A 14,227-nucleotide genomic window follows, 5' to 3' on the forward strand; every position below is an offset into this window, starting at 1 on the left:
CGAGGGGTTAAGGGGCAGATAGCGTCAAACCTGTTCCAATTCCACCAGGCAGCCGTTGAAATCCTTCGGATGCAGGAAAAGAACCGGTTTGCCATGGGCGCCAATCTTGGGCTCACCGGAGCCAAGCACCCGCGCGCCTTCCGCCTTCAGCCGGTCACGCGCGGCAAGGATGTCATCCACCTCATAACAGATGTGATGAATGCCGCCCGCTGGGTTCTTCTCCAGAAACCCTGCAATGGGGGAGGCCTCGCCCAGCGGGTAGAGCAGCTCGATTTTTGTGTTGGGCAGTTCGATGAACACCACGGTGACACCGTGATCCGGCTCATCCTGCGGCGCGCCCACCTTGGCGCCCAGGGTGTTGCGGTACTGCGCCGAAGCGGCGTCTAGGTCGGGCACGGCGATTGCGACGTGGTTGAGGCGGCCAATCATTTTGCGGTCTCCTGAGTGATCTGTCTGACGTGACTTATCAAAGAGCCGCTGCCTGTGGGCAAGTGCGCCAATCCGCGCGGCAGAAAATTCACTGCAATAACGCTCTGTTGCATCAATTTATCCCAGTGAATTCAATTCAACCTAAAGGCGCGCCGTCAATGTTAACCAGCTGTTAGCCCCGTTTCCCTAGCGTTGAGTCGTATCCAGTCAGGAGCCTTAACCATGGACGATTCGGAACTGTTTGCTGCCGCCCACCGCTTGCCCACGACGAAACGACCGTTGCTGGGGCTGACAATTCTTGTGGTGGAAGACAGCCGATACGCCTGCGAGGCGATGCGCCTGCTGTGCCTGCGCAGTGGCGCCCGGATCCGGCGCGCTGACTGTCTGAAATCCGCCCATCGGCACCTGAAGGTTTACAGACCTTCCGTGGTAATTGCCGATCTAGGCCTGCCGGATGGCTCCGGCGCCGATCTCATTCAGTCCATGGCGGAGGCCAGCCCGCGGGTTGGTGTGATCCTTGGCATTTCCGGAGATGAGGCAGGAGAGGCGATGGCGATGGCAGCCGGGGCCGATGGGTTTCTGGCCAAGCCGATCACCTCGCTTGCGGCCTTTCAATCCGCGATCCTGTCGCGCCTGCCCGCCGAGCGCCAGCTGTCTGGCCCTAATGAGCTGACCGATGAGGTGATTGAGCCTGATCTGCTCGCCTTTCAGGATGATATGGCCCACGCCGCTGAGGTGCTGAACGAAGCTGAGGAGGGACAGACATTGGACTATGTCGCGCAGTTTCTTGGGGGTGTCGCCCGCAGCGTTGGCGATTCCCATCTGGCCGGGGCCGCCGCCGATCTGGCGGACGCCCGTAGCACCGGGCGCCCCGTCGCTGGGGTTGCCGCGCGTGTTGCCGGGCTGGTGCAGGAACGTCTGAAACAGAAGGTCGCCATCTGAGATGATCGAAGTCGTCCTTATCGCATCTGCCACTTTGGGCATCGTGTTATACCTGCAGGCGCGGTTCTCCGCCCGTGAAATCCGCCGCAACCGCGATCGCAGTCTGGGATCTCTGGTCATCCTAGAACGCAGCGACCGCTGATCCGTCTGCGCTGACACAGCGTCACCGCGCCCGAAGTCATTACAGCGTGGCCTGTTGGTGATTTCGCTGGCAAGCGCCTCATATCCGAGACGGTACAATACCGTGCAACAGCTCGAACTTACCTGATCTCAGTCGACGGTTCCGCCAGATCTCCCTAGCGCCGCACCAAACCCGGATCCGATCCCATCTCGACGCCGGGAAAAATCACATCCGAAATCGCCTGATGATCGGTGCCGATCATGCCCCGCATGATCCAGCCCATCTGCGCGCGGACATCGCCGGTGGGCATCAGATCGCGGCGATCAAACAGCGCGGCCTCGGTCAAACCGGGCCAGTGCCCGTGGACCCGACCGCCCCTGATCGCGCCCCCGGCCAGTACCATGGCACCACCCGTCCCGTGATCTGTTCCGCCGGTGCCATTCTCGCGCACGGTGCGGCCAAACTCTGTCATCGCCACCACCGCCGTCTTGTCCCAGATAGTCGGCCCCAGATCGCCTTGCAGTGTTAGAATAGTCTCGGACAGACGGCGCAGCGCCCGCGTCAGCGCGCCTTTCTGGCGATTATGCGTGTCCCATCCGTTGATCGAAAAGGCGGCAATCCGGCTCTCCCCACGCAGCTGCTGCGCCGCGTAGCTGGCGATCCGCTGGTGGGGCGGTGCACGACGCGGACCCTGCCCTGGGGTTCCGGCGCGCCCGGCGGCTGCGTCCGCCTTTGCGCTGTCAGCCAAATCCAGCGCTTCGGCCAACGCAGCGTGAAACAGCGGATCCCCTTCCATCATCAGCCCCGCCAGACGTTCCGCCTGCGGACTGAGCGCGATCTCGGCATCCGGCGACCAATCGGAGACCGGCGCCGCCCCCTGCAACAGTTTCATCTCCCCCTGTCCGATAGCAAAGGCGGTGCGCGCCTCCACCCCTGGGGTCACCTGCAGCAGCCGATTGAGCCAGCCGTCGCGGCGTTGATGCAGCCCCGGCGTACCCGCCTCCAACAGATCCTGACCATCAAAATGGCTGCGCTTGTTGCGATACGGGGTGGAGACCGCCTGCACAAACCCCAGCTGTTCCGCCCGCCACAGCGGCATCAACGGCGCCAGCGCCGGATGCAGCGCAAAGAAACCATCAAGGTCCGCCGCCCCATTCTGCGGCCCGCCCAGCAGGGTTTGCCGCAGCCCGGCATAGGCCGGATCGCCATAGGGCTGCACCACATCAATGGCATCCATGCCGCCGCGCAGAATGATCACCGCCAGCCTTGTGTCCCAGGGGGCAGCGGCGAAGCTGACCGGTGTCAGCAGCGGGCTGGCCGCCAGCGAACAGCCAATCAGGCCGGAGCGCGCCAGAAAGCTGCGTCGGGACAGGCTGGCAGGCGGGCTGGCGGAGGGGGTCGGCGGTATATTTGTCATCGGGCTTTCCCTTTCACCGGCGCTGGAAGGCGGGCGCGGCCAGGATCAGCCCCACCGCCTCCCGCTCGGTCTCGGCTGCGGAGGCAACAAAGCGCAGCTGCGCGGTGGCGCGATTGCCAAGCGCATCTTGCAGGGCCTCCAACGGCGCAGGCAGCGTTTCCATCAGCTGCACCGGCACCGACATGCACCAGCGCAACCGCTCCGCCAATCCCTGCGGTGTGATCCAGTCGCCATCTGCCTCGGACCAGCCATCTGGACCGTTGGAAAACTCCCAACGCTGCCCCATGCGCTGCATTGGTCGCAGAAAGAACCGGTTCATCTGAGGTCGGCTGAGTTTGGTCAGGGCCGCAGGTGGCATCGCCAGCGCCCGACAGGCGGAGGCAAGATAGGCAAAAGGCGGTTTCACGTTGCCCAGATCCGTCTCCCATGCAGCAGGGTGCTCCAGCAGCGCCGCATAGACCTGCATCAGATCGCCGGAGGTCGCCCGGTAGCGGTCTGCCAGATGCGCGACCAAGGCCGGGTCCGGCGTATCGCGGGTGAAATGCACCGCCAGCTTCCGCGCCAGATGATCTGCCGTCGCCGGATGCCGGGCCAGATCCCGCAACGCCTGTTTGATCGCCGCGAGCCCGGTGATCTCCGCATCATAGCGCTGCCCCAGCACAACCTCTGCACCGGGTTCTGCCCAACCCGGCGCGAATTTGAACCCGTCCTCAATGTTGTAGATCATCCCGGTGAACAGCTCTGCCAGCTGGCGCACATCCTGTTGCCCGTATGGCCCGCCAACCCCCAGCGTATGCAGCTCCAGCACTTCGCGCGCCAGGTTTTCATTGAGGCCAACCACGCGCCCCTGCCGCCGGGCCACGCGCCCCGCGCGGCGACTATTGGGACCGGTGGAGCGGTGCTGGTCCAGATAATGCAGCATCAGCGGACTGGTCACCGCCGCAATCAGCAGATCCTCAAACCGAGCCGCGATATTGGGGCGGATCGCACTCTCGACATAGGGCGTCGCGCCGTAGCGCAGGGCGGCAATCTTGCCCTGCGCAGTAAAGTGATCGGCCCAGAACAGCGTGAGGCGTTCGCGAAACCCGTTTGATGTTGTGATACAGCGCAGGAGCCGCTGAGTGAACCATACCGCCTGATGATCCCGCATCCTGGCACGTTGGCGCTTCAGATCCTTGTCCCGTACGTCGAACAGCGGGCTGCCGATCGCGGCCTTGCGGGCACGGCGGGCGGCGGAATAGGCGCGCGCATCGGCCAAAGCACCATCGAACCCCGGTATCGGCCAGTCCTGAGCCGCGCGATCAGGCGCGCGCAGGGCTGTGAGCATTTCGTCTGGCCCCTTCGGTGGCGCGTGGCGTGGCGACAGACCGCAGCCAAAGCGGATCTCTGCCAGTTCAGGATCAAAGCGCATCGTGTTCGGGCCTTTCTCAACTGATATCGCCTTCAGACGGTCGTGCATTGCGGCGCCGACCCACAGATCAATTTTTGGGCGACCTGCGGCGCCCTGCAAACCTATGCACTGCAGGCGCGGTTTTCCACCTTCTCCGCTGGGGAGGCCGCAGCGCCCTTCCAAAAGCAAACAGGCCCGGACAATTGCCCGGGCCTGTTTGTATCATATTTTGATCGGATTACTGATCCTGCGGGATCACCCGCAGGCCCAGCTCCATCAGTTGTTCGCTCATCGGCTCAGAGGGCGCCGCCATCATCAGATCTTCGGCACGCTGGTTCATCGGGAACATGATGACCTCGCGGATGTTGGCCTCGTCAGCCAGCAGCATCACCATACGGTCGATGCCGGCTGCGCAGCCCCCGTGCGGCGGGGCGCCATACTGGAACGCGTTGACCATGCCGCCGAACCGCTTTTCGACTTCTTCCTTGCCGTAGCCCGCAATTTCAAAGGCCTTGAACATGATCTCCGGCTTGTGGTTCCGGATCGCGCCCGAGACCAGCTCATAGCCGTTGCAGGCCAGATCGTACTGATAGCCTTTGACCGCCAGCGGATCGTCCAGCAGCGCGTCCATGCCACCCTGCGGCATGGAGAAGGGGTTGTGCTCGAAATCGATCTTGCCGGTTTCTTCGTCCTTCTCGTAGATCGGGAAATCCACGATCCAGCAGAAGGCAAAGCGGTCTTTGTCGGTCAGACCCAGCTCTTCTCCAATCACGGTGCGGGCGCGGCCTGCAACGCTTTCGAAGGTTTTGGGCTTGCCGCCGAGGAAGAACGCCGCATCGCCAACACCCAGACCCAGCTGCTGGCGAATGGCTTCGGTGCGCTCCGGGCCGATGTTCTTGGCCAGCGGGCCCGCGGCTTCCATGCCTTCGCCCTGATCACGCCAGAAGATATAACCCATGCCCGGCAGACCTTCGCTCTGGGCAAACTTATTCATCCGGTCGCAGAATTTGCGGGAGCCACCCGTGGGGGCCGGGATGGCACGGATTTCGGTGCCTTCGTTTTCCAGAAGGTTCGCGAAGATCGCAAAACCAGACCCGCGGAAATGCTCGGAGCAATCCTGCATCTTGATCGGGTTGCGCAGGTCCGGTTTGTCAGTGCCGTACCATTTGGCGGCATCTTTGTAGGAGATCTGCGGCCACTCGCTGTCGACCTTACGGCCCTTCCCGAACTCCTCGAACACGCCCTGCATCACCGGCTGGATGGTGTCGAACACGTCCTGCTGGGTGACAAAGGACATCTCCAGATCGAGCTGGTAGAAATCGGTGGGTGAGCGGTCAGCGCGCGGGTCTTCGTCGCGGAAACAGGGCGCGATCTGGAAGTATTTGTCAAAGCCCGACACCATCATCAGCTGCTTGAACTGCTGCGGCGCCTGCGGCAACGCATAGAATTTGCCCGGGTGCAGGCGCGACGGCACCAGGAAGTCACGCGCGCCTTCGGGGCTGGAGGCGGTGATGATCGGCGTCTGATACTCGTTGAAGCCCTTGTCCCACATGCGGCGACGGATCGACTGGATCATGTTGGAGCGCAAGAGCATGTTCTTCTGCATCTTCTCGCGACGCAGGTCGAGATAGCGATAGCGCAGGCGGGTTTCTTCCGGGTATTCCTGTTCGCCAAACACCATCAGCGGCAGTTCTTCGGATTTGCCAAGCACTTCGATGTCGCGGATGAAGACTTCGATCTCACCGGTGGGGATCTTGTCGTTCACCAGACTCTCGTCGCGTGCCTTTACGTTGCCATCGATGCGGATACACCATTCAGAGCGGACCTTCTCGATGTCGGCAAAGACCGGGCTGTCCGGGTCGGCCATAACCTGCGTGACGCCGTAGTGGTCGCGCAAATCGATGAACAGGAGGCCGCCGTGATCACGCACGCGATGGACCCAGCCCGACAGGCGGACGGTCTCACCGACGTTGGATTTGTTGAGTTCGGCGCAGGTATGGCTGCGATAGTCGTGCATGGGGTGACCTTTCGTTATACCGGTCACATGACCGGGCGGGCCGTCAATCGGGAGATGCGCCAGAACGGCGCGGAATTCGTCCGGGGTGGTACACTAGGTTGCGGCGGCGTTGTCAAGCAAACTGGGTGATTTCCGCGTGGTCTGACGCCTGAAACCCCCAGTTCTCTACTATACCAGCCGTGCCGGGATCAGCCCCCGCAGAGAGTTGCCCATATGGATGGCTTTTGCCTGCTTCAGATCCTGAAGCCGCAGCACAGCCTCCTCGCACCTCCCCTGCTCCAGCAGCACCTGCCGTAGGACACCCGGCAGCAGGCCGCAAAACAGCGGCGGAGTGACCATCTGCCCGTCCGGGCGAGTGACAAAGAGATTGGTGATCGTGCCCTCGCAAATCTCACCGCGCGCATTCAGAAACAGCAGCTCATCCACACCCTCCGGCAGCGCGGCGCGCGCGGCGTCATAGAGCGCGCGGCGGGTGGTTTTGTGCTGCAACCAAATATCCCCCGCGTCCAGCAGGGTCTCGGCGATGCCCAGACGCCATTGCGCCGGTATCGGCCCTAGCGGCGCTGTGACCAGCGCCAGCTGACCATCCACGTTCAGCGTGAGCCGACAGCGCAGCGGTGCTGTGCCGGTCACCTCAGCCAATACGCGCGCCGCCTCCTCAGGATCAAAGGCAAGGTCAAAGGCCGCCGCGCTGCGCGCCAGTCGGGCCAGATGCTGCGACAGATGCCGGAACCCCTGCCCCGGAAGCCAGCCCAGCGTCTCGATCAGGCGGAAAGCGGGATCGTTCTGGATGGCGTCACGCGGGCGAACCGGGCTTTCCATAGCGCTTCCTCATATTCGGATTCTGCGGTGCTGTCCCAGACCACGCCGCCGCCCACGTTGAGCGTCGCGCGGCCCTCTTCCAGCATCAGCGTGCGGATGGCCACGTTGAATTCGGACGACCCATCCGGTGCCGCCCAACCGATTGTGCCGCAGTAGATATCGCGCGCCCAGGGTTCCAGATCGGCCAGTATCTCCATCGACCGAATTTTCGGTGCGCCGGTAATGGACCCGCAGGGAAACAGCGCCGCGAAGATCTCTGCCAACCCGGCGTCGGGGCGCAATTTAGCGCGCACCATGGAAACCATCTGATGCACCGTCGCATAGCTCTCGACGGCAAACAATTCGGGCACATGAACCGAACCGGTCTCAGCCACGCGAGAAATGTCGTTGCGCAATAGATCAACAATCATCAGGTTTTCAGCGCGGTTTTTCTCATCCTGACGCAGGAAGTCGCGGCGGCGGGCATCCTCCACCGGATCAACGCTGCGCGGCTGGGTGCCCTTCATCGGGCGAGTCTCAATCACGCCCTCCGCATCGGTGCGGAAAAACAGCTCCGGCGAGCGGGACAACAGATCCGGCAGATCGTCCTGTTCGATCAGGGCGCCGTAGCCGACAGCCTGTCTGGCTTTCAACGCTGCATAGAGGTCTTCAGCGGTGCCATAGGCATCGGCATCGATCGGGAAGGTCAGGTTGGCCTGATAGATGTCGCCCCTACCGATATTGTGGTTCACCTCGGCGAAGGCCTGGGCATAGCGGTCATAGGTCCATCGGGGGGTGTTACCCTCCAAACCCGCATCGCCAGGGGGAAGGTCTGGCAATGCCCGATCCGTTTCACCAGAGGGCTCATCATAGACCCCGAAGCAGATCAACGGCAGCCGCCGCGCCTCTGGCATCCGGCTCGCCAGTTTCGGCTCAAGCGCATAGCCCAGCTCATACGACGCGTAGCCCGCCAGCCAGTGCCCAGCATCGCGCGCCGTATCCAGCGCCGCCAAGGCCGCGGGCACGTCGTCCGGCCCGTCCGCGCGAATGATGCGCAGCGGGGTGTCAAAACATGTGGCGGCCCCCTTTGGCCCCTGATCAAAGCGAATCCGCACGTCTGCCTGCTCCGTCTATCTTGCCTCTCCACATATATCCGTTCGATATGCGAACAAAAGGCATGGATGCGGCATTTCCAATTCGGTTTCCGATCCCCCTTGAACCTTTCGGCGCGGTCCCTATAACGCAGGACAATTTGGGCGCACGGGGGTGCCCATGACTCGCGCAAATCAGAGGGATTCAGGCCATGCCGAAAAGAACCGATATCCAATCGATCATGATCATTGGTGCGGGGCCGATCATCATTGGCCAAGCCTGTGAGTTTGACTACTCAGGCGCGCAGGCCTGCAAGGCACTTCGCGAAGAGGGCTACCGGGTCATTCTGGTGAATTCGAACCCGGCGACGATCATGACTGATCCGGGTCTGGCGGATGCCACCTACATCGAGCCGATTACGCCCGAAGTGGTTGCCAAAATCATCGAAAAAGAACGCCCCGACGCACTGCTGCCGACGATGGGTGGGCAGACCGGTCTGAACACCGCGCTGGCGCTGGAAGAGATGGGCGTGCTGGCGAAATTCGACGTTGAGATGATCGGCGCCAAGCGCGAAGCCATTGAAATGGCAGAAGACCGCAAGCTGTTCCGCGAGGCGATGGATCGGCTTGGGCTGGAAAACCCCCGCGCCACAATCATCACAGCGCCGAAGAAAGACAACGGCAGTGCCGATCTGGACGCCGGTGTTCAGATGGCTCTGGATGAGCTGGAAGACATCGGCCTGCCCGCAATCATCCGCCCGGCCTTCACCCTTGGCGGGACCGGCGGTGGGGTCGCCTATAATCGCGAAGATTACATCCATTTCTGCCGCTCCGGCATGGATGCCTCTCCGGTCAATCAGATCCTCGTCGATGAGAGCCTGCTGGGTTGGAAAGAATACGAGATGGAGGTGGTGCGCGACACCGCCGACAACGCGATTATCGTCTGCTCGATCGAGAATATCGACCCGATGGGCGTCCACACAGGTGATTCGATCACCGTGGCCCCGGCGCTGACGCTGACCGACAAAGAATACCAGATGATGCGCTCTGCCTCGATTGCAGTACTGCGCGAGATTGGCGTGGAAACCGGCGGATCCAACGTGCAATGGGCCGTGAACCCAGCCGATGGCCGCATGGTGGTGATCGAGATGAACCCGCGCGTGTCGCGCTCCTCGGCGCTGGCCTCCAAGGCGACCGGCTTCCCGATTGCCAAGATCGCCGCCAAACTGGCGGTCGGCTTCACTTTGGATGAGCTGGACAATGACATCACCGGCGTGACCCCGGCATCGTTTGAGCCGACCATCGACTATGTCGTCACCAAGATCCCGCGCTTTGCGTTTGAGAAATTTGCAGGCTCAGAGCCCTATCTGACCACCGCGATGAAATCCGTGGGCGAGACCATGGCCATTGGCCGTACCATCCATGAGAGCCTGCAAAAGGCGCTGGCCTCGATGGAAACCGGGCTCACAGGTTTTGATGAGGTGGCCATCCCCGGCACCGAGGATGAGACCGATGGCAAAGCCGCGGTGATCAAGGCGATCAGCCAGCAGACCCCGGACCGGATGCGCACCATCGCCCAGGCGATGCGCCACGGCTTGTCCGATGATGACATCCACGCGGTCACCAAATTCGACCCCTGGTTCCTGGCCCGGATCCGCGAAATCGTTGACACCGAAGCCAAGATCCGCGCCGAAGGCCTGCCCCAGGACGAGCATGGTCTGCGCGCGATCAAGATGCTGGGCTTCACCGACGCGCGTCTGGCCAAACTGACCGACCAGAGTGAGAGTGACGTGCGCCGCGCCCGCCGCAACGCTGGCGTCACCGCTGTCTTCAAGCGGATCGACACCTGTGCCGCCGAATTCGAGGCCCAGACTCCCTACATGTATTCCACCTATGAGGCTCCGGCCTTTGGCGATGTGGAATGCGAGGCGCGCCCCTCGGACAAGAAAAAAGTCGTCATCCTCGGCGGTGGCCCCAACCGGATTGGTCAGGGGATCGAGTTTGACTACTGCTGCTGCCACGCCTGTTTTGCGCTGACCGATGCGGGCTATGAGACCATCATGATCAACTGCAACCCGGAGACCGTGTCGACCGACTATGACACCTCAGACCGGCTGTATTTTGAACCGCTGACGTTCGAACATGTGATGGAGATCCTGACCAAGGAACAGGAAAACGGCACCCTGCATGGCGTCATCGTCCAGTTCGGCGGCCAGACACCGCTGAAGCTGGCCAATGCGCTGGAAGAGGAAGGCATTCCGATCCTCGGCACCTCACCTGACGCCATTGACCTGGCCGAGGACCGCGAGCGGTTCCAGGCCCTGGTCAATCAGCTGGGTCTTAAGCAGCCGCGTAACGGCATTGCATCCACCGACGCACAGGCGATTGAGATCGCAGAAGAAATCGGCTTTCCGCTGGTGATACGCCCGTCCTATGTTCTGGGGGGCCGCGCGATGGAAATCGTGCGCGATATGGACCAGCTGAAGCGCTACATCGCCGAGGCGGTTGTGGTCTCCGGGGACAGCCCGGTTCTGCTCGACAGCTATCTCTCCGGTGCGGTGGAACTGGACGTTGATGCAATCTGCGACGGCACGGATGTGCATGTGGCCGGCATCATGCAACATATTGAGGAAGCAGGCGTTCACTCCGGCGACAGTGCTTGCTCTCTGCCGCCCTACTCGCTGTCAAAAGAGGTGATTGCAGAGGTCAAGACCCAGACCAATGCGCTGGCCAAGGCGCTGAATGTGGTCGGCCTGATGAACATCCAGTTCGCGGTGAAACCCGATGCCGATGGCAATGAGGTGATCTACCTGATTGAGGTGAACCCGCGTGCCTCGCGCACCGTGCCGTTTGTGGCGAAATCCACCGACAGCGCCATCGCCTCCATCGCCGCCCGCGTGATGGCCGGTGAACCGCTGTCGAATTTCCCTAAGCGTGCGCCGTATGAGCCGGATGCCGGCTATGACGTCAACGTGCCGATGGCCGACCCAATGACGTTGGCGGATCCCGACATGCCCTGGTTCTCGGTGAAAGAAGCCGTGCTGCCCTTTGCCCGCTTCCCCGGCGTTGATACGCTGCTGGGGCCGGAGATGCGTTCCACCGGTGAGGTCATGGGCTGGGACCGCAGCTTTGCCCGCGCCTTCCTGAAGGCGCAGATGGGGGCCGGGATGGTGCTGCCCTCCGAAGGGCGCGCGTTCATTTCGATCAAGGATGCTGACAAGGGCACATTGATGCTGGATGCGGCAAAAATTCTGGTGGAACAGGGCTTTACCCTGGTGGCGACACGCGGCACTCAAAGCTGGCTGGACGGTCATGGCGTGCCCTGCGAGCTGGTCAACAAGGTCTATGAGGGCCGCCCCCATGTGGTCGATATGCTGAAGGACGGCAACGTCCAGCTGTTGATGAACACCACAGAAGGCGCGCAGGCCGTGCAGGACAGCAAGGACATGCGGTCCGTCGCGCTCTATGACAAGATCCCCTATTTCACCACCGCCGCCGGCGCCAATGCCGCCGCCCGCGCGATCAAGGCGCAGGCTGAGGGCGATGTTGAGGTGAAGAGCCTGCAGGGCTGATCAGCCGACATTGGCAGAAAACGAACCATTCAAAAGGCCCCGACAACGTGTCGGGGCCTTTTTGCTATCGCAACTGCCTCTCTATTTCAGTAGCCCCAATATGGTCTCATGCGCCGGGCCTCTTCTGGCGCGCGGTGGCTGGACAAGGATAAGCTGGCGCCCGCTGTCCGCGATAAGATCCTTGAACGGACACATCAGGCTGCCCTGACCCAGCGCATCAGCAACCAAAGCCTCATGCCCCATCAGCACACCGGCTCCGGCAATCGCCTGTTGCAGGGCCAGGCTATAGAGCGAATAGGCTGGGCCGCTGTCGGCATTTGGCAGAACCAGTCCGCTGCTCTTGCGCCACTGCGTCCAATCCCCAGCCCAGGTCTGATCCTGCAACAGGGCGACCTGTGACAGGTCTTCCGGATGGTTCAGCCCCGCAGCAACCGCCGGAGCGCAAACCGGAAAGATCCGGTCTCCCTGCAAGACCAGCGCTGCCTCCGGGCGCTCCTCAGGTGATGCGTAGAAAATCGCAAAATCAAAGAGTTCACGGTTGAGATTTGGAGGTTCCTCCATCGCCGTGACGGAGATTTTCAGATCTGGCAGCGCCCTGCGCAATCGTTCGAGCCGCTGCGGCAACCACAGTTGCGCAATGGAAGGCAGGGCGGCGATATGTAGCTCCTGGACCGGTCGTAGCGATCGCAAGGCCTGCGTCGCCGCACCCAGCGCATCAAACGCGTCCACGAAGCTTGGCAACAGCGCCTGCCCCGCCGCGGTCAGCAGCACCCCCTGCGGGTTGCGCTGAAACAACGGCGTGCCCGTCCAGTCCTCCAGCGCCTTTACCTGCTGGGACACCGCGCCGGGTGTCACGCCCAATTCCTGTGCCGCAGCAACGAAACCGTTGAGGCGCGCGGCAGCCTCAAACGCCCGCATCGCGTTCAAAGGAGGCCCCTTGGGGCGTCTGGGGGAGACAGTCATGGCAGCTCGCTTCAGGCTTAGTTTTTCTACGCCAAGAAATAGCAAATCTGGTTTGCCCGGTCACGCCCATCAAGCGCAAAGTGAGCACAGGCAGAGCTATCCATAGATGGAGGATCAGATGACTCAAGCGCCCCACAGCTGGCTTCCCGAAGCAAGTATCACCCGGATCGAGGACATCACCCGGGCCACGGCCGGTGCAGCGTCCGATCAATTGCTGGATCGTATCGCGACCCTGGTCGAAGAAAACCGTGTGATTCATGAGGCAGACTGTTTCAACCTCAACCCGGCCACCAATGTGATGAACCCAAGGGCGGAGTCTTTGCTTGCTTCGGGTCTGGGGTCGCGCCCATCGCTGGGGCATCCCGGCGATAAATATGAGATGGGATTAGAGGCCATTGAAGAAATCGAGGTGATTGCAGCGCGTCTTGCCTGCGAGGTCTTCAATGCGGAATTTTCCGAAATCCGCGTGCCGTCCGGCGCGCTCGCCAATCTCTACGGCTTTATGGCAACCTGCCGCCCCGGCGATACCATCATTGCACCGCCCGCCAGCATCGGCGGACATGTGACCCATCACGCCGCCGGCTGTGCCGGGCTTTATGGGCTACGAAGTATCGATGCACCGGTGCTCGAAGATGGCTATACCGTCGATCTGGAGGCCCTTCAGCAGCTCGCAGAGCGGGAACGCCCCAAGCTGATTACCATCGGCGGCAGTCTCAACCTGTTTGAACACCCCGTTGCAGGCGTGCGGGCGATCGCGGATCAGATTGGCGCCAAGGTCATGTTTGACGCGGCCCATCAATGTGGGATCATCGCAGGGAAGGCCTGGGCCGATCCGCTGGCCGAGGGCGCCCACTTCATGACCATGAGCACCTACAAGAGCCTTGGTGGTCCTGCCGGTGGGCTGATCGTCAGCAACGATGCCGAAATCGCCAAGGCGCTGGACAGCATCGCCTTTCCCGGCATGACGGCGAACTTTGATGTGGCAAAATCCGCAGCCCTCGCGGTGACCCTGCTGGACTGGCGCGATCACGGCCGGGCCTATGCGTCCGAAATGATTGCGATGGCAAAGAGCCTTGCAGCCGCGCTGGAGGCAGAAGGCTTGCCACTGTTCAAAACAGCCGACGGCATCACCATGTCCCATCAGTTTGCGCTGCGCGCCGAGATCTATGGTGGCGGGCAGGCCGCGTCAAAACTGCTGCGACGGAATGGGTTTCTGGCCTGCGGGATCGGCCTGCCCCTGCCTGCGGTTGAGGGCGATATGAACGGCCTGCGGATCGGCACGCCAGAGCTGGTGCGCTGGGGCATGACCAGCAAAGATGCCGTCGCCTTGGCCACGCTAATCGCGGCCGCTTTGCGTGGAGAGCCGGTTCAGGATCAGGTTTCCGCGTGGCGGCGACAGTTTGACCGGCTCCATTTCGTCAACTGACGCGCCTCCGATCCCGTCCTGAACAAACCCCGGAGCAGGCGCTCCGGGGTTATTGACC

The 14,227-nt window shown here is 62.1% G+C and carries 11 protein-coding genes; 4 read left to right on the top strand and 7 right to left on the bottom strand.

Annotated elements, in window-relative coordinates; genetic code table 11:
* Nucleotides 1-24 precede the first annotated feature (24 nt).
* The gene (mce, locus tag phaeop14_RS11080; protein ID WP_014875354.1) at nucleotides 25-429 is read right to left on the bottom strand and encodes a methylmalonyl-CoA epimerase; all 405 of its coding nucleotides are present in this window, start codon (nucleotides 427-429) and stop codon (nucleotides 25-27) included.
* A gap of 222 nt (nucleotides 430-651) precedes the next feature.
* Here mce and phaeop14_RS11085 point away from each other — a divergent pair, with 222 nt between their 5' ends.
* Entirely contained in the window at nucleotides 652-1,371 is a 720-nt protein-coding gene (locus phaeop14_RS11085) for a response regulator (RefSeq protein ID WP_040180210.1), read from the top strand.
* A 1-nt stretch (nucleotide 1,372) separates the two neighbouring features.
* Complete coding sequence (locus tag phaeop14_RS19690; protein ID WP_158524467.1) at nucleotides 1,373-1,513, top strand: hypothetical protein; 141 nt, start codon at nucleotides 1,373-1,375, stop codon at nucleotides 1,511-1,513.
* Nucleotides 1,514-1,667: 154 nt separating this feature from the next.
* Here the strand turns inward: phaeop14_RS19690 and phaeop14_RS11090 are convergent, their stop codons facing one another.
* The 5 genes from phaeop14_RS11090 to phaeop14_RS11110 all read right to left on the bottom strand — a co-directional run bounded on the left by phaeop14_RS11090 (nucleotide 1,668) and on the right by phaeop14_RS11110 (nucleotide 8,232).
* Nucleotides 1,668-2,909, bottom strand: a complete 1,242-nt coding sequence (locus phaeop14_RS11090; protein ID WP_096789559.1) for a DUF1501 domain-containing protein — start codon at nucleotides 2,907-2,909, stop codon at nucleotides 1,668-1,670.
* Nucleotides 2,910-2,922: 13 nt separating this feature from the next.
* A complete protein-coding gene (locus phaeop14_RS11095; protein WP_096790294.1) occupies nucleotides 2,923-4,320 on the bottom strand; it encodes a DUF1800 domain-containing protein in 1,398 nt (465 codons plus the stop codon).
* Between the two features lie 217 nt (nucleotides 4,321-4,537).
* On the bottom strand, nucleotides 4,538-6,316 hold the full coding sequence (gene aspS, locus phaeop14_RS11100; protein ID WP_096789560.1) for an aspartate--tRNA ligase: 1,779 nt from the start codon (nucleotides 6,314-6,316) through the stop codon (nucleotides 4,538-4,540).
* Between the two features lie 168 nt (nucleotides 6,317-6,484).
* Nucleotides 6,485-7,138, bottom strand: coding sequence for an aminotransferase class IV family protein (locus tag phaeop14_RS11105; RefSeq protein ID WP_096789561.1), 654 nt, complete (start codon nucleotides 7,136-7,138; stop codon nucleotides 6,485-6,487).
* Nucleotides 7,081-8,232: an aminodeoxychorismate synthase component I gene (locus tag phaeop14_RS11110; RefSeq protein WP_096789562.1), complete on the bottom strand. Its 1,152-nt coding sequence runs from the start codon at nucleotides 8,230-8,232 to the stop codon at nucleotides 7,081-7,083. The genes phaeop14_RS11105 and phaeop14_RS11110 overlap by 58 nt, the downstream gene beginning before the upstream one ends.
* A gap of 188 nt (nucleotides 8,233-8,420) precedes the next feature.
* Between phaeop14_RS11110 and carB the strand changes: the two genes are divergently transcribed.
* A complete protein-coding gene (gene carB, locus phaeop14_RS11115) occupies nucleotides 8,421-11,780 on the top strand; it encodes a carbamoyl-phosphate synthase large subunit (protein ID WP_096789563.1) in 3,360 nt (1,119 codons plus the stop codon).
* A gap of 81 nt (nucleotides 11,781-11,861) precedes the next feature.
* Here carB and phaeop14_RS11120 read toward each other — a convergent pair whose 3' ends face one another.
* Complete coding sequence (locus phaeop14_RS11120; RefSeq protein ID WP_096789564.1) at nucleotides 11,862-12,743, bottom strand: LysR family transcriptional regulator; 882 nt, start codon at nucleotides 12,741-12,743, stop codon at nucleotides 11,862-11,864.
* Nucleotides 12,744-12,861: 118 nt separating this feature from the next.
* Here phaeop14_RS11120 and phaeop14_RS11125 point away from each other — a divergent pair, with 118 nt between their 5' ends.
* Nucleotides 12,862-14,169: a serine hydroxymethyltransferase gene (locus tag phaeop14_RS11125; RefSeq protein ID WP_040180338.1), complete on the top strand. Its 1,308-nt coding sequence runs from the start codon at nucleotides 12,862-12,864 to the stop codon at nucleotides 14,167-14,169.
* Nucleotides 14,170-14,227 lie beyond the last annotated feature (58 nt).

Source organism: Phaeobacter piscinae (assembly GCF_002407245.1).
Lineage (GTDB): Bacteria > Pseudomonadota > Alphaproteobacteria > Rhodobacterales > Rhodobacteraceae > Phaeobacter > Phaeobacter piscinae.

What these genes read in the sequence shown, in the direction of transcription:
- phaeop14_RS11125 (WP_040180338.1), top strand. Translation starts at nt 12,862, where the DNA reads ATGACTCAAGCGCCCCACAGCTGGCTTCCCGAAGCAAGTATCACCCGG.
- phaeop14_RS11095 (WP_096790294.1), bottom strand. Translation starts at nt 4,320, where the DNA reads ATGCGCTTTGATCCTGAACTGGCAGAGATCCGCTTTGGCTGCGGTCTG.
- phaeop14_RS11120 (WP_096789564.1), bottom strand. Translation starts at nt 12,743, where the DNA reads ATGACTGTCTCCCCCAGACGCCCCAAGGGGCCTCCTTTGAACGCGATG.
- phaeop14_RS11090 (WP_096789559.1), bottom strand. Translation starts at nt 2,909, where the DNA reads ATGACAAATATACCGCCGACCCCCTCCGCCAGCCCGCCTGCCAGCCTG.
- aspS (WP_096789560.1), bottom strand. Translation starts at nt 6,316, where the DNA reads ATGCACGACTATCGCAGCCATACCTGCGCCGAACTCAACAAATCCAAC.
- phaeop14_RS11105 (WP_096789561.1), bottom strand. Translation starts at nt 7,138, where the DNA reads ATGGAAAGCCCGGTTCGCCCGCGTGACGCCATCCAGAACGATCCCGCT.
- carB (WP_096789563.1), top strand. Translation starts at nt 8,421, where the DNA reads ATGCCGAAAAGAACCGATATCCAATCGATCATGATCATTGGTGCGGGG.
- phaeop14_RS11085 (WP_040180210.1), top strand. Translation starts at nt 652, where the DNA reads ATGGACGATTCGGAACTGTTTGCTGCCGCCCACCGCTTGCCCACGACG.
- mce (WP_014875354.1), bottom strand. Translation starts at nt 429, where the DNA reads ATGATTGGCCGCCTCAACCACGTCGCAATCGCCGTGCCCGACCTAGAC.
- phaeop14_RS19690 (WP_158524467.1), top strand. Translation starts at nt 1,373, where the DNA reads ATGATCGAAGTCGTCCTTATCGCATCTGCCACTTTGGGCATCGTGTTA.